This window comes from Janthinobacterium sp. P210005, from assembly GCF_036231865.1.
GTDB classification, from domain to species: domain Bacteria; phylum Pseudomonadota; class Gammaproteobacteria; order Burkholderiales; family Burkholderiaceae_D; genus Janthinobacterium; species Janthinobacterium kumbetense.
Map to the genome: position 1 here is coordinate 2,064,742 of NZ_JAZARC010000001.1, position 21,383 is coordinate 2,086,124.

Annotated in this window: 21 protein-coding genes; 2 read left to right on the plus strand and 19 right to left on the minus strand. The window is 61.0% G+C overall.

Annotated elements, in window-relative coordinates:
* Positions 1–69: 69 nt before the first annotated feature.
* Positions 70–2,325, minus strand: coding sequence for a CHASE2 domain-containing protein (locus VPH40_RS09135; RefSeq protein ID WP_328573255.1), 2,256 nt, complete (start codon positions 2,323–2,325; stop codon positions 70–72).
* Complete coding sequence (locus VPH40_RS09140; RefSeq protein ID WP_328573256.1) at positions 2,322–3,944, minus strand: GAF and HD-GYP domain-containing protein; 1,623 nt, start codon at positions 3,942–3,944, stop codon at positions 2,322–2,324. The genes VPH40_RS09135 and VPH40_RS09140 overlap by 4 nt, the downstream gene beginning before the upstream one ends.
* A gap of 198 nt (positions 3,945–4,142) precedes the next feature.
* Between VPH40_RS09140 and VPH40_RS09145 the strand changes: the two genes are divergently transcribed.
* Entirely contained in the window at positions 4,143–5,039 is an 897-nt protein-coding gene (locus VPH40_RS09145) for an MBL fold metallo-hydrolase (protein WP_328573257.1), read from the plus strand.
* A 46-nt stretch (positions 5,040–5,085) separates the two neighbouring features.
* On the opposite strand, the gene VPH40_RS09150 is transcribed toward VPH40_RS09145, so the two are convergent.
* The 7 genes from VPH40_RS09150 to rpsF form a co-directional block, all read right to left on the minus strand.
* Positions 5,086–6,096: an inorganic phosphate transporter gene (locus VPH40_RS09150; protein WP_034783457.1), complete on the minus strand. Its 1,011-nt coding sequence runs from the start codon at positions 6,094–6,096 to the stop codon at positions 5,086–5,088.
* A gap of 42 nt (positions 6,097–6,138) precedes the next feature.
* A complete protein-coding gene (locus VPH40_RS09155; protein WP_010400015.1) occupies positions 6,139–6,765 on the minus strand; it encodes a DUF47 domain-containing protein in 627 nt (208 codons plus the stop codon).
* Between the two features lie 94 nt (positions 6,766–6,859).
* Positions 6,860–8,245 (minus strand): replicative DNA helicase, encoded by a 1,386-nt coding sequence (locus tag VPH40_RS09160; protein WP_034750488.1) that lies wholly within the window; start codon positions 8,243–8,245, stop codon positions 6,860–6,862.
* A gap of 135 nt (positions 8,246–8,380) precedes the next feature.
* Entirely contained in the window at positions 8,381–8,836 is a 456-nt protein-coding gene (gene rplI / locus VPH40_RS09165; protein ID WP_034783456.1) for a 50S ribosomal protein L9, read from the minus strand.
* A gap of 27 nt (positions 8,837–8,863) precedes the next feature.
* Positions 8,864–9,154, minus strand: a complete 291-nt coding sequence (gene rpsR / locus VPH40_RS09170; RefSeq protein ID WP_010400024.1) for a 30S ribosomal protein S18 — start codon at positions 9,152–9,154, stop codon at positions 8,864–8,866.
* A gap of 25 nt (positions 9,155–9,179) precedes the next feature.
* Positions 9,180–9,479, minus strand: coding sequence for a primosomal replication protein N (priB, locus tag VPH40_RS09175; protein ID WP_099388737.1), 300 nt, complete (start codon positions 9,477–9,479; stop codon positions 9,180–9,182).
* Positions 9,480–9,499: 20 nt separating this feature from the next.
* Positions 9,500–9,889, minus strand: coding sequence for a 30S ribosomal protein S6 (gene rpsF, locus VPH40_RS09180; RefSeq protein ID WP_034750499.1), 390 nt, complete (start codon positions 9,887–9,889; stop codon positions 9,500–9,502).
* Positions 9,890–10,164: 275 nt separating this feature from the next.
* Between rpsF and lexA the strand changes: the two genes are divergently transcribed.
* Positions 10,165–10,800, plus strand: a complete 636-nt coding sequence (lexA, locus tag VPH40_RS09185) for a transcriptional repressor LexA (RefSeq protein ID WP_034783454.1) — start codon at positions 10,165–10,167, stop codon at positions 10,798–10,800.
* A 71-nt stretch (positions 10,801–10,871) separates the two neighbouring features.
* On the opposite strand, the gene VPH40_RS09190 is transcribed toward lexA, so the two are convergent.
* The 10 genes from VPH40_RS09190 to VPH40_RS09235 form a co-directional block, all read right to left on the minus strand.
* Positions 10,872–11,645, minus strand: coding sequence for a tetratricopeptide repeat protein (locus tag VPH40_RS09190; protein WP_251350437.1), 774 nt, complete (start codon positions 11,643–11,645; stop codon positions 10,872–10,874).
* Between the two features lie 79 nt (positions 11,646–11,724).
* Positions 11,725–12,969 carry a cystathionine gamma-synthase family protein gene (locus tag VPH40_RS09195; protein ID WP_099668412.1) on the minus strand — a complete coding sequence of 415 codons (1,245 nt, stop codon included), beginning with the start codon at positions 12,967–12,969 and terminating at the stop codon, positions 11,725–11,727.
* A gap of 43 nt (positions 12,970–13,012) precedes the next feature.
* Positions 13,013–14,536 carry an amidophosphoribosyltransferase gene (gene purF / locus VPH40_RS09200; protein ID WP_034783451.1) on the minus strand — a complete coding sequence of 508 codons (1,524 nt, stop codon included), beginning with the start codon at positions 14,534–14,536 and terminating at the stop codon, positions 13,013–13,015.
* 38 nt (positions 14,537–14,574) lie between these two features.
* Positions 14,575–15,063 (minus strand): CvpA family protein, encoded by a 489-nt coding sequence (locus VPH40_RS09205; RefSeq protein ID WP_077407525.1) that lies wholly within the window; start codon positions 15,061–15,063, stop codon positions 14,575–14,577.
* 20 nt (positions 15,064–15,083) lie between these two features.
* Positions 15,084–16,067, minus strand: a complete 984-nt coding sequence (locus VPH40_RS09210; RefSeq protein WP_328573258.1) for an SPOR domain-containing protein — start codon at positions 16,065–16,067, stop codon at positions 15,084–15,086.
* A gap of 24 nt (positions 16,068–16,091) precedes the next feature.
* Positions 16,092–17,390: a bifunctional tetrahydrofolate synthase/dihydrofolate synthase gene (gene folC / locus VPH40_RS09215; RefSeq protein ID WP_251350433.1), complete on the minus strand. Its 1,299-nt coding sequence runs from the start codon at positions 17,388–17,390 to the stop codon at positions 16,092–16,094.
* A gap of 101 nt (positions 17,391–17,491) precedes the next feature.
* Positions 17,492–18,364: an acetyl-CoA carboxylase, carboxyltransferase subunit beta gene (accD, locus tag VPH40_RS09220; protein ID WP_010400390.1), complete on the minus strand. Its 873-nt coding sequence runs from the start codon at positions 18,362–18,364 to the stop codon at positions 17,492–17,494.
* A 197-nt stretch (positions 18,365–18,561) separates the two neighbouring features.
* On the minus strand, positions 18,562–19,359 hold the full coding sequence (gene trpA / locus VPH40_RS09225) for a tryptophan synthase subunit alpha (RefSeq protein WP_099666998.1): 798 nt from the start codon (positions 19,357–19,359) through the stop codon (positions 18,562–18,564).
* Positions 19,360–19,440: 81 nt separating this feature from the next.
* Positions 19,441–20,691 (minus strand): tryptophan synthase subunit beta, encoded by a 1,251-nt coding sequence (gene trpB / locus VPH40_RS09230; RefSeq protein WP_289898564.1) that lies wholly within the window; start codon positions 20,689–20,691, stop codon positions 19,441–19,443.
* Positions 20,684–21,367, minus strand: a complete 684-nt coding sequence (locus VPH40_RS09235; protein WP_328573259.1) for a phosphoribosylanthranilate isomerase — start codon at positions 21,365–21,367, stop codon at positions 20,684–20,686. Before VPH40_RS09235 ends, trpB begins: the two co-directional genes overlap by 8 nt.
* Between the last annotated feature and the right edge of the window lie 16 nt (positions 21,368–21,383).

Genomic DNA, 21,383 nt, shown 5'->3' on the forward strand with positions numbered 1-21,383 from the left:
GCAACAAACAGTGCGCGCACAGTGATAAAAATGCCGCAATAACGGGCATTTTCCGGCGCGCCGGCAGCCTTATTTACTGTGCAATTCTGTCACGCCATCCCAGTCGGCTGGCGGCGGCTGGCTGCGATAGCGCTCCAGGCGCGCCGCGTACAGCCGGTACAAGCCGTCATCGGGAAAGTCCGCCTGCAAGCGGGCCAGCTGCGCGCCAGCCGCCGCCCAGTCGCGCGCGCGCAACAGGGCCAGCACCGCGTGCCAGCGTTCCAGCTGCGCCAGTTCCGCGGCCGTAGCATCAGCCAGCGGGCCGCGCGGCTCGAAGATGGCCACCGCTTCCTGCTTGCCCTGCACTCTGACCCGATCCAGCTCGCGGTACAGGAATGCGGCGGCGGCCCCGCGCGTGGCCTCGCCCACCACGATGCCCACGCCATACAGCTTGCTGGCGCCTTCCAGGCGCGCTGCCAGGTTGACGCTGTCGCCCATGACGGTATAGGCGCGACGGATACGCGAACCCATGTCGCCCACATGCATGGGTCCCGTATTGAGGCCGATGCCGATGCGCAGCGCCGGCCAGCCGTGTGCGCAAAACTGCTGGTTCAGCCGCGCCGCGCTGCCCTGCATCAGCAGGGCGCTGGCCACGGCCCGGCTGGCGTGATCGCCAAAGGCGACGGGCGCGCCCCAGAACGCCATCACGGCGTCGCCGATGTATTTATCGAGGGTGCCGCCATGGCTGTCGCGGATATCTTCCGACATGGCCGTCAGGTATTCGTTGATGTATTCGCGCAGCGCGGCCGGCGCCAGCTGCTCGGAGATGGCCGTGAAACCGCGCACGTCGGCAAACAGCACCGTCAGTTCGCGGTTCTCCCCCTCCATGGTGTAGCGCTGCGGATCGTCGGCCATCTCGGCCACCAGTTCGGGCGCCACATATTCGCCGAAACGGGCCACCAGCGCGCGTCCCTTGCGCACCTCGAAAAAATAGCCCCACGCCAGGTTGGCGATAAACAGCGCGACGATCAGCAACAGCAGCACGGCGCCGCCCAGCACCAGGTCGTGCACGGCGTACAGGTATAGGTTGATGGCAATGACGGCCGCCAGCGCGCCCACGGTCGCCAGCATCACGCCGGCCGGCGGCAGCACGGCCAGGGCGCCCGCCAGCAGCAGGCCAAACAGCACGATCTGCACCAGTTCGAATGCCAGCGCATAGTCGGGCCGCGCCTTGAAGCGCCCGTCGAGCATGGACTTGATCAGGTTGGCGTGCACTTCCACCCCCGGATACTCGGCATTCACGGGCGTGGCGCGGATATCGTTCAAGCCGGGCGCCGTGGTCCCCACCAGCACGAGGGCGCTCTTGAGCAGCGCGGGCGGCACCGTGCCGGCCAGCACGTCGGACGCCGAGACGTAACGGAAGGCGCCGCCATCGGGGCCGCCCGCGCCGCGGTACTGCACCGTGGTGGTCAAGGCTTCGCCCACGGGGATCGCCAGCGCGCCGCGCGGCGTAAACAACATGATGTGTTCGAGTCCGCCGCTGGCCAGTTCGCGCGTCGACAGGGTATCGGCCGTGCCCGTGAAACGCGGGGCGATGGCGCGCGCCTGCAGGTAGACGGCCACCGTGGCCAGCGACAGCGACGGATAATAGCCGTCGCCGATGCGCTGCAACAGGGTCGAGGAGCGCACCACGCCATCGGCATCGGTCAGCGCCGTGAAGATGCCCGCACCCTGCGCGGCCGCCTGCAGGGGCGCGATATTGGCTTCGTAGCCGCGCGCCACGTAGGCCGTGACGCTGCGCCCGTTCAAATCGGCCACGGTGAAGGCCGGTTTGGGCAGCACGCCCTTTCTTTGCTGCTCTGACACGCTGTAGCCCAGCACCACGGGCTGGTCGCGCATGGCCTCGGCGAACAGGCCATCGTAATCCATCGCCGGGCGCAGTTTTTCCAGCTGCGCCGGCAAGCCGGCCACGCCCGCCAGTTCACCCCGCGCCAGGCCTTGCAGCACGGCGTAGCCGGAACTGGTGTCCGCTTCGGGAAACGAGATATCAAAGCCCAGCGCGGCCACACCGTAATGGCCGGTGAGCTGGCGCACCAGGCGCGCCTGGATGTCGCGGCTCCAGGGGAAGCGGCCCACCCGGGCCAGACTTTGCTCGTCGATGTCGACGATGACGATGCGGCGGTCCAGCTGCGGCGCCTCAAGACGCATGCGCCAGTCGCCCAGCATGGCGTCCAGCCGCGCGACAGTGTCGTTGCCGGCCAGGCACAGGACGGCCGCCGCCAAGGTCAGCAGTATGCCCAGCAGCGACCGCGCCCCATGCTTGCGCAAGGCCAGCGACAGCTTCAAGGGGTATAGCCCGGAATGGCCGCCTCGTCGACGGCATCGATCTGGCTCGGATGCATGTGCTTTTCAGCGAAGGTCAGATAGACTTTGCTGCGGATGAAAACGTCGAACAGCTCCGGGTCGATATGCCCGTTCAGGCTGAAGTTGCCAAGGATGCGCAGGGATTCGGACAGCGGCTTGCCCTTTTTATAGGGCCGGTCGCGCGCAGTCAGCGCCTCGAAAATGTCGGCAATCGCCATCAGCCGCGCCGGCACCGACATCTGCTCTTTCGTCAGCCCGCGCGGATAACCCTTGCCATCCATGCGCTCATGGTGGCCGCCCGCGTATTCCGGCACTTTTTGCAGATGCTTGGGCCACGGCAGCGCTTCGAGCATGCGGATCGACACGCTGATATGGTTGTTGACGATGGCCCGCTCGGCCGCCGTCAGGGTGCCGGCGCGGATGGTCAGGTTTTCCGTCTCGTCGGCGTCGAGGAAATCGCGCAGTTCGCCGTCGGCCGCGCGCCAGCGGCGCCTGGCGATCTGCCGCACGCGCTCCTGGTCGGCTTGCGCCATGCTCTCGCCGCCGACGTTGACCGTGCGGATGAAGTCGCGCTCTGCGCGCAGCGCCGCCTGTTCCAGCTCCAGCGCGCGGACGATGGCATCCGCCTGCTGCGGCTGCGCCGCCTGCTGGCGCAAGGCCGCGATCTCGGCGTCGCGCAGCAGCACTTCGTAGCGCGTGTCGATCAGGGCGATGCGATCAAAAATGGTTTCCAGCTTGGTAGCCTTGTCGACCACGTGCACGGGCGTGGTGATCTTGCCGCAGTCGTGCAGCAAACCGGCCAGCCACAGCTGCTTGCGCTCGTTGTCGCTGAGCCGGAAATCAGCCAGCGGCCCCGTTTGCGTGGCGTGCGCGGCGTCGGCCAGCAGCATCGTCAGCTCGGGCACGAACTGGCAGTGGCGGCCCGTGTACGGCGATTTTTCATCGATGCCGATATTGATCAGGGTAACGAGCGATTCGAGCAGCTCTTCCAGCTGCGAAATGAGCAGCTGATTCGTCAGCGCCACACCCGCCTGCGCGGCCAGCGCCTCGATGAAGCGCTGGTCGGTGGAGGAAAAGGCGCGCACCTGGCCCGTGTCGCCATCCTTGGCATTGACCAGCTGCAGCACGCCGATCAGATCGCCCTCATGGTCGCTCATGGGCACCGTCAGGATCGATTGCGTGTGGTAGCCGTGGTGGCGGTCGAAGTCGCGCATGCCGGAAAAATTGAAGCCCTCGTCGCGGTATACGTCGGCGATGTTCACGCTGCGGCGCAGGTTCGCCGCATACGCGGCCACCGACGCCAGGTTGGGCTGGCCCGCCTCGTCGAACAGGGGCACGCCAGGCAAACCCATGTCGGCGCCCTGCGCGATGCCCAGGCTGTCGTTGACGCTGATGTCGAACGCCAGCTGGCGGCCCTCGGCCATGGGCCGGTACAGGGTGGCGCCATCGGCGCCGCTCATGCTTTTTGCCAGCAGCACGATGCGCTGCAACAGCGCGCCGATATCGTGCCCTTCGCCGCCCAGGCCATGGCCAAGCGCGACACTGAGTTCGGTCAATTGCTCCAGTCTGTGGGCGATTTTCTCAGGGTGCAACTGAGGCATGTTGGTGGCAATCAGGTAATGGGCAAGCAAAAAAGGGGAAGTCGGCAAGCGCCAGTGTAACGGCCACCCTGCGCACTGTACATTACTTAGTTGCAACAAAATGAAATAACTTGCCGTATTGCAACACGCATAAATGTTGCCGCCAACCTCATTAATTAGAATAGAATCAACAATAATTACACCGTAACAAGGTACTGAATGAAATTCACGTTCAGGGGCGTGCGCGGCTCCATCCCCTCTCCCGGCCCGCGCACGGCGCGCTATGGCGGCAACACCACGTGCATCGAAGTACGCACCGACAACGATAGCCTGATCATCCTCGATGCGGGCAGCGGCATCTTCTCGCTGGCGCAGCAACTGCCGCCGGGCGAGCCCGTCGACGCGCACGTCTTCATCACGCACAGCCACTGGGACCACATCCACGGCCTGCCCATGTTTTCGCCCCTGTTCGTGGCCGGCAACCGCATGCGTCTGCATGGCGCCTTTGACGCCATCAGCGGACGCGGCATCGAGCACGTGATGGCGGTGCAGCTGCAAGGCAGCTATTTTCCTGTCAGCGAAGCGGCCATGGCGGCCAGCATCGAGTACCGCACCCTGGCGCCCGGCGAAGCCGTCGAGGTCGGTGGCGCGCGCGTGCGCGGCGCGGAAATGAACCACCCTGTCGTCAATCTCGGCTACCGCATCGACTGCGGCGGCGCCGCGCTGTTTTTCAGCGGCGACCATGAGCCGTTCTACAACCTGCATCCGCCCGGCCATGCCGAGCACGCGGCCTGCGCGGCGCGCAATGCACAGCGCCAGGCCGGCATCGACGCGCTGGTCACCGGCGTCGATGCGCTGATCATGGATTGCTCGTACACGCGCGAGGAATACCCGGGCAAGCAGGGCTGGGGCCACGGCACCTTCGACGCCGCCTTCGACCTGGCCCTGCGCTGCGGCGCGCGGCGCCTGTACTGCACCCACCACGAACCGACGCGCAGCGACGAGCAGCTCGAAGCCGTGTTTGCCGACGTGATGGGGCGCTACAGCAGCCGCCTCAATGGCCTGCAAGTGTTCCTTGCCTACGAAGGGCTGACGGTGGAACTGGCCGGCGCATAAAAAAAGGGAGCCGCGAGGCTCCCTTTTTACTGGCGTTGGCTATCCATTACATGATGTGGTGGCCAATCCACCACGCGACTGCTGCGACGAAGGCCGACGCGGGAATCGTGAAGATCCAGGCCCAGACGATATTGCCCGCCACGCCCCAGCGTACGGCCGACATTTTTTGCGACGAGCCGACGCCGACGATGGCGCCCGTGATGGTATGCGTGGTCGACACGGGAATACCCAGCGCCGTCGAGACGAACAGGGTGATCGCGCCGCCCGTTTCGGCGCAGAAGCCGCCGACCGGTTTCAACTTGGTGATCTTCTGGCCCATGGTCTTGACGATGCGCCAGCCACCGAACAGGGTGCCGAAGCTGATGGCCGTGTAGCACGAGATGATGACCCACATCGGCGGCATGGCATCGGCCGCGCTCGAGTAACCGGCGGCGATCAGCAGCATCCAGATGATGCCGATGGTTTTTTGCGCATCGTTGCCGCCGTGGCCCAGGCTGTAGGCGGCCGCCGATACCAGTTGCAGGCGGCGGAACCACTTGTCGACCTTGCGCGGCGTCGAACGCACGAAGATCCACGACACGAGCAGCATCATGATGGAACCGAACACAAAACCCAGCACCGGTGCGATCACGATGAAGGCCACCGTTTTCCACAGGCCGGCCGCGACCAGCGCGCCCGTGCCGGACTTGGCGACGGCGGCGCCCACCAGACCGCCGATCAGCGCGTGCGAGGACGACGAAGGTATCCCGTAGTACCAGGTAAACAAATTCCAGAAGATGGCGCCCATCAGCGCGCCGAAGATCACGTACTGGTCGATCACCGCCGGGTCGATGGTTCCCTTTCCCACCGTGGCGGCCACGGTCAGCTGGTGGAACACGAAGATGGCGACGAAGTTGAACGTGGCGGCCATGGCAACCGCGGTCTGCGGTTTCAATACGCCCGTCGAGACCACCGTAGCGATCGCGTTGGCGGCATCGTGGAAGCCGTTCATGAAGTCAAACAGCAGTGCGAGGACGATCAACAGGCCTAGCACGTAGATGCTGATTTGTATGGTCATTGTAGTTTCTTTTCTGATTCTGGTTCAGGACAGGCCCAACGCTTACGCGTTTTCGACGATGATGCCTTCGATAATATTGGACACATCTTCGCAACGGTCGGTCACGGTTTCCAGAATTTCGTAGATCGCTTTCAGCTTGATCAGGTTGCGCACGTCCGGCTCGTCGCGGAACAGCTTGGACATGGCGGCGCGCATCACGTGGTCGGCGTCCGATTCCAGGCGGTCGATCTCTTCGCAGATGGCGACGATCTTGCGCGAGTTATCCATGTTGTGCAGCATGGCGACGGCGTCGCGCACTTTTTCGGTACAGGCCAGTACCAGTTCGGCCAGGCGCTTGGCTTCCGGCGTGACGGCCTTCAGGTCGTACAGCGAGACGGTTTGCGCCGCATCTTCCAGCAAGTCGAGGATGTCGTCCTGGCGCGTGATCAGCTGATGGATGTCATCGCGGTCGATCGGCGTGATGAAGGTCTTGTGCAGCATTTCCACGGTGGCGTAGGTGACTTTGTCCGCCTGTTTCTCGATGCTTTCGATCGCATGCACGCGGTTTTCCAGGTCATCGAAATTGGTCATCAGGCCGAGCATCTCTTTGGCGCCCTTGACGCACAATTCCGCGTGCTGGTTAAACAATTCAAAAAACTTGCCCTCAGTGGGCATCAAGCGTCCAAACATGTCATTCTCCGTTAAGCATTGAGTCGTGTTATTTACTACAGAAAGCCGCCCCTTTTGATGAAGGGGCGGCCAATGGAATATCAGTGCTGCTGTGTTAGTCGCCTTGGTAAAGCGCCAGGCCACCACTGTAATTGCCAAATTTGGTGTACTGCCCCATGAAGGTGAGGCGGATGCTGCCGATTGGACCGTTACGTTGTTTACCGATGATGATTTCGGCCGTTCCCTTGTCCGGCGAGTCGGGGTTATACACCTCGTCGCGGTAAATGAACAGGATCACGTCGGCATCCTGCTCAATAGCGCCCGATTCACGCAAGTCGGACATGACAGGACGTTTGTTCGGGCGTTGCTCCAGCGAGCGGTTCAGCTGGGACAGCGCAATCACGGGGCAACCGAGTTCTTTCGCCAGGCCTTTCAAGCCCCGTGAAATCTCGGAAATCTCCGTGGCGCGGTTGTCGCCCGGCGTATTGGCCGACATCAGCTGCAAGTAATCGACGATGATCAGGCCCAGCTTGCCGCATTGACGCGACAAACGGCGCGAGCGGGCGCGCAACTCGATGGAATTCAAGGCCGGCGTTTCATCGATGTACAACTGCGCGTCGTTCATCTTCTGGATCGCATTCGTCAGGCGCGGCCAGTCTTCGTCGTTCAGGCGGCCCGTGCGCAGGCGGTGCTGGTCGAGCTGTCCGACGGAGCCCAGCATACGCATGGCCAGCTGGGCGCCGCCCATCTCCATCGAGAACACGGCCACGGGCAAGCCGCTGTCGATGGCCACGTTTTCGCCGATGTTGACGGAAAACGCCGTCTTGCCCATCGACGGACGGCCCGCCACGATCACTAGGTCGCCCGGCTGCAGACCGGAGGTCATGCGGTCGAGGTCGATGAAACCGGTGGGCACGCCCGTGATTTCACTCTGGTTGTCGCGGCTGTACAGTTCGTCGATGCGTTCGACTACCTGCGTCAGCAGGGGCTGGATGGCGGTCCAGCCCTGGGCGCCGCGCGCGCCCTCTTCGGCGATGGCGAAAATCTTCGATTCGGCCTCGTCAAGCATCTGCTTGACTTCCTTGCCCTGCGGGCTGAAGGCCGTGCCGGAGATGTCGTCGGCGACGGTAATGAGTTTACGCAACACGCCGCGGTCGCGCACGATCTCGGCGTAGCGCCGGATGTTCGCGGCCGATGGCGTGTTTTGCGCCATGGCGTTCAGGTAAGCGAGTCCGCCCACATCATCGGCCTTGCCGAGCTGGGTCAGGGTTTCAAAAACAGTAATGACATCGGCTGGCTTGGAAGCGTTAACCATCTTGACGATTTGCTCGAAGATGATGCGATGGTCATAGCGATAGAAATCCTCCGCATGCATGAAGTCGGCGATGCGGTCATATGCGGCATTGTCGCGCAGCAGACCACCGATAACGGATTGTTCTGCTTCGATCGAATGCGGCGGAATACGGAGGGAATCCAGTTGCGGATCAGAGGGGGCGTTCATGGCGCGAATTATACCCGCTTCGGCGTGCTGGCAAAAATAAAGGGCTGAAATTGAGCGAAAAAAAGGCCACAAAAAAGCCGGGCGAACCCGGCTTTTCATAGTGCGGCAACGCTTGCGGGCCAGGCCCGCAGACGATTACGCGTTCGCGTCTGGAACGACAGCGATAACAACTTCCACAACCACGTCGGTGTGCAGAGCAACCGAAACGTTGTGCTCGCCAACGATCTTCAGCGGGCCGGTAGGCATGCGGATTTGTGCTTTTTCAACAGCAAAACCTTGCTTGGTCAGCGCTTCAGCGATGTCGAAGTTGGTGACGGAACCGAACAGACGGCCATCAACACCAGCTTTTTGAGCAACTTGAACGGTCAGGCCGCTCAGTTTTTCGCCCTGGGCTTGCGATGCGGCCAGTTTAGCGGCAGCAGCTTTTTCCAGTTCGGCGCGCTTGACTTCGAATTCAGCCACAGCGGTTGCCGTAGCACGACGTGCCAGGCGTTGCGGGATCAGGAAGTTACGTGCGTAACCGTCTTTGACTTTGACGACTTCGCCGAGGTTACCGACGTTAACAACTTTTTCTAACAGAATGATTTGCATAGTTCTTCTCCAGGAATATCTGACCGATTAAGCGTGGTGCAGATCGGTGTATGGCAGCAGCGCGAGGAAGCGAGCGCGCTTGATTGCGGTGTCAACTTGGCGCTGGTAGTGCGCTTTGGTACCGGTCAGGCGTGCTGGCATGATCTTGCCGTTTTCTTGGACGAAGTCTTTCAGCGTGTCGACGTCTTTGTAGTCGACTTGCTCAACGTGAGCTGCGGTGAAGCGGCAGAACTTCTTGCGTTTGAACAACGGGTTTTGCTGTTTGCGTTTTTCTTTAAGCTTGAGCTTATTTTTGTCGAACTTTTTACCGAATGCCATGTCAGGCTCCTGTATCTAAAATGCGCTAGTCAGAATTGACTGCACTAAAATCAATGATGTGAAACACCAAACTCTTGCTGTTGCGGCTCTTCCTGGCCAGGAAACCCGTGAACTGATACACCCCGCTCAAGCTTGCCTGACTGAACCTGCCTGAAATTTCGCCAGCGGCTAGCGCGGCAACATCAAACTCGGTCAAACGGGCAATCCCTGCTTCCATCTGCTGCGAACTGTGTTGCAATACTGCATTCACAATCGGCAGCCCTGCCGGGGTATAGCGCAATATTTCGCGCTCGGCAATGATGGCGGTTACTTGTAGCTGGTTCAGCGCACGATCCTGGTCAAGAATTAAGCTGCTGCTGCGGCTGGAGCGGCTGCTGGTGCTTCGGTGCGGTGGCTTTTGGCCGCGTCTTCGCGTTGTACCGATTTCATCATCGGCGAAGGAGCTGTTTCAGCTTTCTTCATTTTAACGGTCAGGTGACGCAACACGGCATCATTGAATTTGAATGCTGTTTCCAACTCGACCAGGGTCTCGTTGTCGCATTCGATGTTCAGGCAGATGTAGTGTGCTTTAGGCAGCTTTTGGATCGAGTAAGCCATTTGACGGCGGCCCCAATCTTCCACGCGGTGAACCGAACCGCCGCGGGTGGTTACGCTGGCTTTGTAGCGTTCGATCATCGCGGGCACTTGCTCGCTTTGGTCCGGATGGACGATAAAGACTATTTCATAATGACGCATGCAAACTCCTTCAGGTCGGATTGATAATCGCCCACCCCGGCGTCAAGACGGGTGTGGGAAGGTCAGCCGAAGATTATAACCGCCTTTTGCAAACGTTTCAATCATTCCTTCCACATGGGCCCGAAAAGCCCGCGCGCCGCCGTGCTTTCCGTCCATGGACAAGTATTTCTTGCGAAATTCGCCCAAAACACGGAAATCCCCTTGCATAGTGAACGATACTGTACAAAAATACAGACTGTTCATATAGACAGCATTTTAGTATGCACCCACCGCTCATGATCAAGCTGACAGCACGACAAGAACAAATCCTGAACCTGATCAAGGACGCGATTGAAAACACGGGCTTTCCTCCCACCCGTGCCGAAATCGCCAATGAACTGGGTTTCAAATCGGCCAATGCGGCCGAAGAGCATTTGCAGGCTCTGGCCCGCAAGGGCGCGATCGAGATTTCACCGGGCACATCGCGCGGCATCCGCCTGATCGGCGCCGCCGCCGAAGCGCTGCCGTCGAAGGTGCCGGCAGCGCTGCTGATGTCGCTGCCCCTGATCGGCCGGGTAGCGGCCGGGTCGCCCATCCTGGCGCAGGAAAACCTGGAAGCGAGCTACAACGTCGATCCGGCCCTGTTTTCGGCCAAGCCTGACTTCCTGCTGAAGGTGCGCGGCTGGTCCATGCGCGACGCCGGCATCATGGATGGCGATTTATTGGCCGTCAAGAAAGTCGACAGCGCCAAGAATGGCCAGATCGTCGTGGCCCGCATCGGCGACGAAGTCACCGTCAAGCGCTACAAGAAGACGGGTTCCGTCATCGAATTGCTGCCGGAAAACCCCGACTTCAAGGTGATTACCGTGTCGCCGGAAGATGAATTTGCATTGGAAGGTTTGGCCGTCGGACTCATGCGCAGTTGGCATTAAGAGGGAAAGCGCTTGCAGCATACCTGCGAGCGCTTAATTCCCATCCCATTGAGCACATCGGCAAGACTGCCTTATTTGCTTGGCAAAGGACTGGTCACCCATTGCGGCGTGTTCGCGGTACGTGAGCGATTCAATTCACTCATTTCATTTTCTGTCTGAATTTTTTTATTCTCCGCCAAGAGATACGCCTCTGTTTTGGAGTGCCACTCATCGCGCTGCGCCAAGATATTTTTTGCCAGCTCACGCCCCTCGGCACTCACCCGCGCATAGGCGGCATCCATGCGCAGCTTGGCCTTTTCAAATTCCTGCTCATTCATCAAAGATTCAATATCAGAAGGAATGGCTTTGCCAGGCGGCAAAGAAGCATTCAAATTACTGACAAAGCTGTTATAGCACGCCATCCAGGCATCGACACTATCGGCCACATCTCTGATTTGACGCTTGGTTTGGGAGAATGCAGGAATCACCGGGGTAACGCACTTGACCTTACTCAAGGCAACATCCTCGCCAGCATATGAGTTGACATAGTAATCAATGTCACCTTTTCGCGCGACACGGTTAGCCATAAGGGCAAGCGCGGCTTCGGCATTCTTGTTGCCCGCCTTGGATGCCTGCCCAAACCATTGTCCGGCTTGCGCGGCATCGACAGCCACTCCTTCACCATACAAATACATCTCGCCCAAATGAAATTGAGCCTCGGCATTCCCAGCCTGAGCCAGTTTCTTGTACAAATCCAAGGCTTGCGGGTAAGCCTTGGATTGCAGGAATTTATTCGCATCCGTCAGGTCATCAGCATAGACAGCGCAAGAAAACAATAAAAAAACACTAAATACAATTTTTTTCATTCCCACTCTCCGATTGAGAAAAAGACACATATGCTTTAATTACACTTAAATGTAATCTTTTTCTCAAAAAAGTGAAACCTTATTCTTCTTCCAATGCGTGCTTGAAGTCTTCCAGCAGATCCACCTCATCCTCGATACCCACCGACACACGGATCAGCGACTCGGCGATGCCCATGCTGGCGCGCCGCTCGGCACCCATCTCGTAGAAAATCGTGTGGGCGACGGGAATGACGAGGGTGCGCGTGTCGCCAAGGTTACTGGCGGGAATGGCAAGATTGAGACGATTGAGGAAATCGAAGCAGTCGATGCCATCTTTCAATTCAAAGCTGAACAGCGAGCCATAGCTGCGGAACAAGTCCGTCGCCAGCGCATGCTGCGGGTGCGACGCCAGGCCCGGGTAATGCACGGCCGCCACTCTCGGATCGGCGGCCAGCATGGTCGCCAGCGCCAGGGCGTTCGAACAGGTGCGGTCCATGCGCAAGGCCATGGTTTCCGCCCCGACAGCGATATGGTGCGCCGCTTCCGGCCCCAAAGAGGCGCCGAAGTCGCGCAAGGCCTTGGCGCGGATTTGCGCGATGCCCCACTGTGCGGGCGCCGCCTTCTTGTAATTCTCGAAGATGTTCGGATACTGCGTCCAGTCGAACACGCCCGTATCCGTCAAGCTGCCGCCCAGCGCATTGCCGTGGCCGCCGATGGATTTCGTCAAGGCATTGACCACCAGGCCCGCGCCCACGGCTTTCGGACGGAACAGGTATGGCGTCGTCATCGTATTGTCGACGATGTACAGGATGCCCTTCTCGCGGCACAAGTCACCGATCTTCTTCAGGTCGGCGATCTGCGTGCGCGGATTGGCAATAGTTTCCACGAAAACAATCCGCGTGGCCGGCGTGATGGCGGCCGCCACATTGGCCACGTCGGTGGCGTCGACGAACGACACGCCAATGCCCTGCCCCGTCACCGTTTGCCACAGGCTGTTGGTGTTGCCAAACAAAAAGGCCGACGACACGACATGGTCGCCCGCGCGCAGCAAGGATTGCACCACGGCACCGATGGCGCCCATGCCGGTGGCGAAGCACAGGGTCGCCACGCCGTCTTCCATCTTGTTGACCTTGTCTTCCAGCGCGGAAACGGTCGGGTTGCCCTGGCGGCCATAGCGGAAACCCGGCTCCTTGCCCTGGAACACGGAAGCGAGCTGGCGCGCATCGGCGTAACCAAAGGCAACGGAAGTGTGCACGGGCTTGTGCAGGGAGCCATGTTCGATGCCCTTGCGGCGGTCGTTATGCAGGATGGTGGTGGTAAAGCCGTAGTTTTTTTTATCGTTCATGATCGCAGAGAAAAAAATGCCCGGCATCGGCCGGGCAGCTTACTTATGCTTCTGTTGTCGCCAGGTTCAGGTTCAGCTGGGAACGCGGCGTATCTTCGGGCGCTGCCGCCTTCGGATGGTGACGCGCATATTCCAGGCGGTCCAGGTATTCCTGCGACACGTCGCCCGTCACGTACACGCCATCGAAGCACGAAGCCTCGAAGTTGGTCAGGGCCGGGTTGACGTCGGCGATCGCCTGTTTCAGCGCGCCGATATCCTGGTACACGAGGTAGTCGGCCGTGATTTCGCGGCACACTTCTTCCGTCGTGCGGCCGTAGGCGATCAGTTCGTCGCGCGTCGGCATGTCGATGCCATACACGTTCGGGTAGATCACCGGTGGCGCGGCCGAAGCGAAGATGACCTTCGTCGCGCCCGCTTCGCGCGCCATCTGCACGATTTCACGGCTGGTGGTGCCGCGCACGATGGAATCGTCGACCAGCAGCACCACTTTATCCTTGAATTCGGATGGGATCGCGTTGAGCTTCTGGCGCACGGATTTCTTGCGCGCCGCCTGGCCGGGCATGATGAAGGTGCGGCCGATGTAACGGTTCTTGATGAAGCCTTCGCGGTACTCGATGTTCAGCGCCATGGCCAGCTGGATGGCGGCCGGACGCGAGGAATCGGGAATCGGCATGACCACGTCGATATGTACGCCAGGCAATTCGGCGCGGATCTTTTCGGCCAGGTATTCGCCCATTTTCAGGCGCGTGGCGTACACGGAGGCGCCGTCGATGACGGAATCGGGACGGGCCAGGTAGACGAACTCGAATACGCACGGGTTCAGGCTGGCATTGTCGGCGCACTGGGCGCTGTGCAATTGCTTGTCAGCATCGATGAAGACGGCTTCGCCGGGACCGATATCGCGCACGAAGCGGAAGCCCATGCCTTCCAGGGCCACGGATTCGGAAGCGATCAGGTACTCAGGACCTTGTTCCGTTTCATTGATGCCCAGGCACAGCGGACGGATGCCGTGCGGGTCGCGGAAGGCCAGCAAGCCCACGCCGGCGATTTGCGCGACGGCGGCGTAGCCGCCCTTGACGCGGCGGTTCAGCACGGTGACAGCCTTGAAGATGGCTTCCGGGTCCAGGTTCAGGCCCGTCGTCGCTTCCTGGATTTCATGCGCCAGCACGTTGAGCAGCACTTCCGAATCGGAATCGGTATTGATGTGGCGGCGGTCGTTCTTGAACATTTCCAGCTTCAACTGTTCCCAGTTGGTCAGGTTGCCATTGTGCGCCAGCGTGATGCCGAACGGCGCATTCACATAAAACGGCTGTGCTTCCTCTTCGCTCGACGAACCGGCCGTCGGGTAGCGGCAATGGCCGATGCCCGTCGTGCCTTGCAGCGAACGCATGTTGCGCGTACGGAAGACGTCACGCACGAGGCCATTGGCCTTATGCATGGAAAACATACTGCTGTGATTGGTCGCAATCCCTGCCGCGTCCTGACCGCGATGTTGCAGGAGCAACAATGCATCATAGAGCAATTGATTGACAGGTTGATGGGAAACGACGCCGACGATGCCACACATGGTGTGCTCCTAAACTGTGCTACTGATTTTAAAAAAATTCAAAATTTCACATGCTGCGCGTAAGCGGCAGGCAGATAAGGCTTGATGGCGCGCGCGCCCTGCTCCGCGAGCGGGCTGAGCTGCGCGTTTTTCCAGAATGGCTGCTGCGGTATGGACGTCATGCCACACAAGATGACGGCGGTCAGCACGATCACAAGGCCCCGCGCCACGCCGAACAGGCTGCCCAGGGTGCGGTCGGCCAGGCTCAGGCCCGTCACCTTGACCAGCGCGTCGACCGTCATGGACAGCAATCCCATCAAAATGCGCACACCGATGAACAGCACCACGAAGGCCAGCAACAATCGGATGGCTTCGCCCGGCACGGCTTCCGGCAGGAATTTCGCCAGCGTGGCGCCATAGGCATTGGCAATGACGAAAGCCACGATCCAGCTGACCAATGACAGTATTTCCTTGACCAGGCCGCGCATCATGCTGATCAGCACGGACGTCACCAGCACGAACAGCACCAGGTAATCGAAGATCGTCACGCCCGTTCAGCCTTGCAACATCACGCCGGTACCAGGCTGCCGCCCAGGCCCAGCTTTTGCAGCTTGGCGCGGGTCTTTTCGGCGTCTTCGCGGCTGCCGAACGGTCCCACGCGCACGCGGATGCGTTCGCCCGCCGGGCTGGAGACTTTCTGCGTGTACGACTTGATGCCCGCTTCGCGCAGCTTGTCCTGCAATTCGTCAACCTTGTCCTGCGTCGCCAGCGCCGCCACCTGCACCACGAACTTGCCGCTGCCGGCGTCGTGCGCCTTGTCCTGCACCTTCTCTTGCGGCTTGTCCTGCGGCTTGCCTTCCAGGATGGCCAGCGCGCGCGCGGCATCGTCGGCCGATTGCGCCGGCTTGGCAGGCTTAGTCTCAGGCTTGGCTTCCGGTTTTACTTCATGCTTGGGCTCAGGCTTGGACTCGTGTTTCGGCTCGGCCTTGGGTTCCGGCTTGGTTTCGTGCTTCGGTTCCGGTTTTGGCTCCACCTTGACCGGCTTGGGCTCGGGTTTCGGTTCCACGTAGGCTGGCTTGACCGGCGCAGGCTGGACGGCGGCCAGCACGGGTGCCGGTGCAGGCGTCGGCTTGGCCGCAGGCGGCAGCGGCGCGTCGACGATTTCCTCGGACTGGTCCAGGCCATTCGATGCGGCCCGGGCCGGAACGGCCGGCACGGGCGCCGGTGCAGGCGCTACGGCCTTTTCCTTCGACGGAATATCGATGGCGATATCGTTGAACGGCGCCTTCGGCTCGGAATCGAGCAGCATCGGCAAGCCGACAGCCACGCCCAGGGCCAGGGCGATGGCCCCGACCAGGCGGCGGCGTGCGCGCTTTTTTTCAGGCAAGACCGGATCCGGCGCTTCCTTGCCGCCACGGCGCGATCCGCCGCCACCGGAGGTGTTGGCGGCGCGTTTGCGGGTCGGCGACTGTGCTTCGCCAGGGACATAAAAGCCGCTGTCTTCGCCAGAGGATTCTTGCTTGTTTTTAAACAGTTTCGAGAACAAGCCCATGCGTGATTTTCAGTCGAGTGCGTTTCAGTGAAGTGAGGATTTTCGGGCCTTCATCACGCCGGCAACGGTGAGGAAAGAACCAAAGACCACAATTCTATCATTCTCACCGGCCCGGCTCATTGCATTTGCAAAAGCTTGTGCCGGATCATCGAAAATAGATACAGTATGCTCGCTGCTGTCGGGCTTATCTTCCAGCATGATCTGCACCTTGGCGGCCAGCTCGGAAGCCGTGGCCGCGCGCGGCGAAGGCAAGCCCGTCAGGCACCAGTGGTCGACGTGTTCGCTCATCGCGGCCAATACGCCATCGATATCCTTGTCCAGCATGGAGCCGAACACGGCATAGGTGTACGGGTGGAAACCCATATTGCCCAGGTTCTGGTTCAGCGCCGACGCCGCGTGAGGGTTATGCGCTACATCAAGGATCACGCTCGGGCGGCCAGGCAAGACCTGGAAGCGGCCCGGCAGCTCCACCGTCACGAGGCCCGTGCGCACTTCCTGCGCGCCCACGGGCAGTTTCAGCTTCAGCACTTCCAGGGCGGCCAGCACAGCCGTCGCGTTGAGGATCTGGTTGGCGCCGCGCAAGCTTGGATACGCGAGCGAATTGCGGCGCTGCTCGCGCCCGCCGTAGTTCCACTGCTGCTTGTCGCCCGAATAATTGAAATCGCGGCCCATCAGCCACAGGTCGGCGCCGATGGCTTCCGCATGGTCGATCAGGGATTGCGGCGGCACGGGATCGCTGCAGATGGCCGCCTTGCCCGGACGGAAGATGCCCGCCTTTTCAAAGCCGATCGCTTCGCGCGTGTCGCCCAGGTAATCCGTGTGGTCGATATCGACGCTGGTGACGATGGCCACGTCCGCATCGATCACGTTGACGGCGTCGAGGCGCCCGCCAAGACCCACTTCCAGGATGGCCACGTCCAGCTTGGCCTGCGACAGCAGGTGCAGGATGGCCAGGGTGGTGAATTCGAAATACGTCAACGGCGTGTCGCCCCGCACGGCCTCGACGGCATTGAAGCTGGCGACGATCTGTTCGTCGCTGGCCATCTCGCCCAGCACGCGGGCGCGCTCGTTAAAATCGAGAAAGTGCGGCTTGATGTACAGCCCCACTTTGTAGCCGGCACGCAACAGCACGGATTCCAGCATGGCACAGGTGGAACCCTTGCCATTCGTGCCCGCCACCATGATCACGGGGCAAGTAAACGCCAGCTGCATGCGCGCCTTGACGGCTTGCACGCGGTCCAGGCCCATATTGATCTGGGTTTCCGAATGGCGGGTTTCCAGCATGGCGAGCCAGTCCGGCAAGGTGGTGGGGAGCTTGTGCATGGGAGACTTCTTGATGAGGAGACAGTGCGCGAGGCGCGGAGATGGTGTGGCGTGGCAACCGGGCGTGTCCTGCGGACGCCGCCCGGCCTGTTACGTTGGCGTTACGCCAAGACTTCGACGGCCTGGTTTTGCAACAAGGCCAGCAGACGGGCGATTTCTTCGCGCATCTTGCGGCGGTCGACGATCATGTCGACGGCACCCTTGGTGACGAGGAACTCGGCGCGCTGGAAGCCTTCCGGCAGTTTTTCGCGCACGGTGTTTTCAATCACGCGGGGGCCGGCAAAGCCGATCAGCGCTTTCGGTTCGGCAATGACCACGTCGCCCATGAAGGCGAACGAGGCGGACACGCCGCCCATGGTCGGGTCGGTCAGCACGCTGATGAATGGCAATTTCTTTTCCGACAGCTTGGTCAGCATGGCCGTGGTTTTCGCCATCTGCATCAGGGACAGCAAGCCTTCCTGCATGCGCGCGCCACCGGTGGCGGTGATGCAAATGAACGGCACTTTCTGTTCCAGCGCGATTTGCGCGCCGCGCACGAAGCGCTCGCCCACGACGGAGCCCATGGAACCGCCCATGAATTCGAATTCGAAGCACGCCACGACAACCGGCAGGCTCATGATGGCGCCGCCCATGACGACCATCGCATCCGTCTCGCCCGTCGCTTCCATGGCGGATTTCAGGCGGTCCGGGTATTTCTTGCTGTCCTTGAACTTCAAGGTATCGACAGGCAGGATTTCCTGGCCGATTTCATAGCGGCCGCCAGCGTCGAGCAGGCTGTCGAGGCGTTCACGCGCGCGGATGCGCATGTGGTGATCGCATTTCGGGCACACGTGCAAATTCGATTCCAGGTCCGTACGGTACAGCACGGCTTCGCACGACGGGCATTTGACCCACAGGCCTTCCGGCATGGTCTTGCGCGCGGCAGCATCAGAACGCTGTATGCGCGGTGGCAGCAGTTTTTCCAACCAACTCATATTTTCTCCTTGGGCCCTTGTAGGGGTAGCGTCGGTGGACGCCCCCGGCAGACGGTAAACGGCGACGCCCCGCAGGGCGCCACCAAAAATTTTATCTATTGCACAATAACAGGCAAATCAGTGGCCGAAGTGTAGCCGTTTATCGCCGGGCTGTCGAACTTTGCCGCCAACGCATATTGCGTAAACGGCAAGCTTGCTCAGGCGTCCAGTGCGGCGCGGATGCCTGCCGTAAAGCTGCGCACGGCGTCGACGGCGCCGCCTTCCGGGGCATTTTCAATCTCCTGGATGATGCGGCTGCCGATCACGACGGCATCGGCCACCTTGGCAACGGCCTTGGCCGTGGCCCCATCGCGGATGCCGAAGCCCACGCCGATAGGCAATTTTACATGCTGGCGGATGGCCGCGAGGCGCTCTGCCACCTGTTCCGTATCAATGTTGCCGGCACCCGTGACGCCTTTCAGCGACACATAATAGCTGAAGCCGCCGCCAACCTTGGCCACTTGCGCGATGCGCTCTTCGGTCGAGGTGGGCGCCAGCAGGAAGATCAGGTCCAGGCCCGCCGCGCGCATGGCGGCCGCGAATTCCTCGCATTCTTCCGGCGGATAGTCGACGACGATGGCGCCATCGGCGCCGGACGCTTGCGCTGCATCAATAAATGCGGCGCTGCCGATGCGCTCGATGGGATTCGCGTAGCCCATCAGCACCACGGGCGTCGTCTGGTTCGTTTCGCGGAACTGGCGCACATAGCCGAACACGTCGTGGATGCCGACATTGAATTTCAAGGCCCGCTCGCAGGCGCGCTGGATGACGGGGCCTTCGGCCATGGGGTCGGAAAACGGCACGCCCAGTTCCAGCACGTCGGCGCCGCCCTCGACGAGCGCGTGCATCAGGGGCACGGTGGCGTCGGGGCCGGGGTCGCCGGCGGTGATGAAGGTGACCAGGGCGGTCTTGTTGTTGGATTTTAAGTTGGCAAAAGTGGCGGAGATACGGGACATGGCGAGCTTTCGTGTTATCGGTGAGAGATGTCGGATGACGCGCTGTGCGCTCATCCGACCTGCGCGGGATTTTTCAGCTGTTTAGCTGAAATTGAGTCCCATGCGTTCCGCCACGGTATGCATGTCCTTGTCGCCGCGGCCCGACAGGTTAGCCAGTACAATTTTATCTTTCGGCAAGGTGGCCGCCAGCTTGGCCGCGTAAGCCAGCGCGTGCGACGATTCCAGGGCCGGGATGATGCCTTCGATATGGCAGCAATCGTGGAACGCCTGCAGCGCCTCCTCGTCCGTGATCGACACATACTGCGCGCGGCCCGAGTCTTTCAGCCACGCATGTTCCGGGCCTACGCCGGGATAGTCGAGGCCGGCCGAGACGGAATGCGTCTCGATGATCTGGCCGTTTTCATCCTGCAACAGATAGGTGCGGTTGCCGTGCAGCACGCCCGGGAAACCGGCCGTCAGCGAGGCCGAGTGCTTGCCCGTGTCCAGGCCTTCGCCGGCCGCTTCCACGCCGATCAGTTTCACGTCTTTCTGGTCGATATACGGGTAAAAGATACCCATGGCGTTTGAACCGCCGCCGATGCAGGCCAGCACGTAGTCGGGCTGGCGGCCCGTCATTTCCGGCATCTGCACCAGGCATTCCTCGCCGATCACGGACTGGAAGTCGCGCACCATCATCGGATACGGATGGGGGCCGGCCACGGTGCCGATGATATAAAAGGTGTTTTCGATATTCGTGACCCAGTCGCGCATGGCTTCGTTCAGCGCATCCTTGAGGGTCTTGGAGCCTGATTCGACGGGCACGACGGTGGCGCCCAGCAATTTCATGCGGTACACGTTCTGCGCCTGGCGCTTGACGTCTTCGCTGCCCATGTAGACCACGCATTCGAGGCCGAAGCGGGCGCAGATGGTGGCCGTGGCCACGCCATGCTGGCCCGCGCCCGTCTCGGCGATGATGCGCGGCTTGCCCATGCGCTTGGCCAGCAAGGCCTGGCCGATGACGTTATTGATCTTGTGCGCGCCCGTGTGGTTCAAGTCTTCGCGCTTGAAATAGATTTGCGCGCCACCCGCCAGTTCGGACCAGCGCTTGGCGTGGTAGATGGGCGATGGGCGCCCCACGAAATGCTTGAGCTCGTAGCGGAATTCTTCGAGGAATTCCGGATCGACGCTGTAGCGTGCATACGCTTCCTTCAGTTCGGCCAGCGCATGCGTGAGCGTTTCGGCAACGAAGGAACCGCCGTACGGGCCGAAGTGGCCGCGCAGGTCGGGAAACGGGTAATCGGTGGCGTGGAACAATGCGGCGGCTGCGCCGGGCGCGGTGGTGTGGTCATTCATGGTTGTTTCCTCTGGCAATGATGGCATCGGCATCCTGCACCGCGGCGATAAACGCGCGGACACGGGACGCGTCCTTGATGCCCTTGGACGCTTCGACACCACTGCTGATGTCGACGGCGTAAGGGCGCACGCGCACCACTGCGTCAGTCGCGTTTTGTACGCTCAAGCCACCACTTAAAACGACCCGAGGCGCGAGTTCTTTTGGAATGAGGGACCAATCAAATACCTTTCCTGCGCCACCGTAGGCATCCACATAGGTATCGAGCAAAAGACTCGAAAACAAGGGACTGGCGGCGCGATAGCGCTGTTCGTATTCTAGCAAATCTTCAAAGGAGGTGTCGGGTTTGACGCGGAACACTTGCGTAAACGGCGTCTGCACGGCGCCGGCCAGCGCCGCGCTGTGTTCGGGCGTCTCATCGCCATGAAATTGCAGCAGGGACAATGGCGCCACGGCCTTTGTTGCCTGCACTTCTTCCAGCGTGGCATTGACGAACAGGCCGACCGTCGTCACGTAGGGCGGCATGGCGGCGATCAGGCTGGCCGCCTGCTGCGGCGTGACGTAACGGGGGCTTTTCGGATAAAACACGAAGCCGATGGCGTCGGCGCCCGCCGCCACGACGGCCTGGATGTCTTCGGCGCGGGTCAGGCCGCAGATCTTGATGCGTGTGCGAGGCATGGCTATCCTTTATTGA

What these genes read in the sequence shown, in the direction of transcription:
- folC (WP_251350433.1), bottom strand. Translation starts at nt 17,390, where the DNA reads ATGCACAAGCTCCCCACCACCTTGCCGGACTGGCTCGCCATGCTGGAA.
- rplI (WP_034783456.1), bottom strand. Translation starts at nt 8,836, where the DNA reads ATGCAAATCATTCTGTTAGAAAAAGTTGTTAACGTCGGTAACCTCGGC.
- accD (WP_010400390.1), bottom strand. Translation starts at nt 18,364, where the DNA reads ATGAGTTGGTTGGAAAAACTGCTGCCACCGCGCATACAGCGTTCTGAT.
- VPH40_RS09195 (WP_099668412.1), bottom strand. Translation starts at nt 12,969, where the DNA reads ATGAACGATAAAAAAAACTACGGCTTTACCACCACCATCCTGCATAAC.
- trpB (WP_289898564.1), bottom strand. Translation starts at nt 20,691, where the DNA reads ATGAATGACCACACCACCGCGCCCGGCGCAGCCGCCGCATTGTTCCAC.
- VPH40_RS09160 (WP_034750488.1), bottom strand. Translation starts at nt 8,245, where the DNA reads ATGAACGCCCCCTCTGATCCGCAACTGGATTCCCTCCGTATTCCGCCG.
- VPH40_RS09155 (WP_010400015.1), bottom strand. Translation starts at nt 6,765, where the DNA reads ATGTTTGGACGCTTGATGCCCACTGAGGGCAAGTTTTTTGAATTGTTT.
- VPH40_RS09145 (WP_328573257.1), top strand. Translation starts at nt 4,143, where the DNA reads ATGAAATTCACGTTCAGGGGCGTGCGCGGCTCCATCCCCTCTCCCGGC.
- VPH40_RS09190 (WP_251350437.1), bottom strand. Translation starts at nt 11,645, where the DNA reads ATGAAAAAAATTGTATTTAGTGTTTTTTTATTGTTTTCTTGCGCTGTC.
- rpsR (WP_010400024.1), bottom strand. Translation starts at nt 9,154, where the DNA reads ATGGCATTCGGTAAAAAGTTCGACAAAAATAAGCTCAAGCTTAAAGAA.
- VPH40_RS09140 (WP_328573256.1), bottom strand. Translation starts at nt 3,944, where the DNA reads ATGCCTCAGTTGCACCCTGAGAAAATCGCCCACAGACTGGAGCAATTG.
- purF (WP_034783451.1), bottom strand. Translation starts at nt 14,536, where the DNA reads ATGTGTGGCATCGTCGGCGTCGTTTCCCATCAACCTGTCAATCAATTG.
- lexA (WP_034783454.1), top strand. Translation starts at nt 10,165, where the DNA reads ATGATCAAGCTGACAGCACGACAAGAACAAATCCTGAACCTGATCAAG.
- trpA (WP_099666998.1), bottom strand. Translation starts at nt 19,359, where the DNA reads ATGTCCCGTATCTCCGCCACTTTTGCCAACTTAAAATCCAACAACAAG.
- VPH40_RS09210 (WP_328573258.1), bottom strand. Translation starts at nt 16,067, where the DNA reads ATGGGCTTGTTCTCGAAACTGTTTAAAAACAAGCAAGAATCCTCTGGC.
- VPH40_RS09150 (WP_034783457.1), bottom strand. Translation starts at nt 6,096, where the DNA reads ATGACCATACAAATCAGCATCTACGTGCTAGGCCTGTTGATCGTCCTC.
- VPH40_RS09235 (WP_328573259.1), bottom strand. Translation starts at nt 21,367, where the DNA reads ATGCCTCGCACACGCATCAAGATCTGCGGCCTGACCCGCGCCGAAGAC.
- rpsF (WP_034750499.1), bottom strand. Translation starts at nt 9,889, where the DNA reads ATGCGTCATTATGAAATAGTCTTTATCGTCCATCCGGACCAAAGCGAG.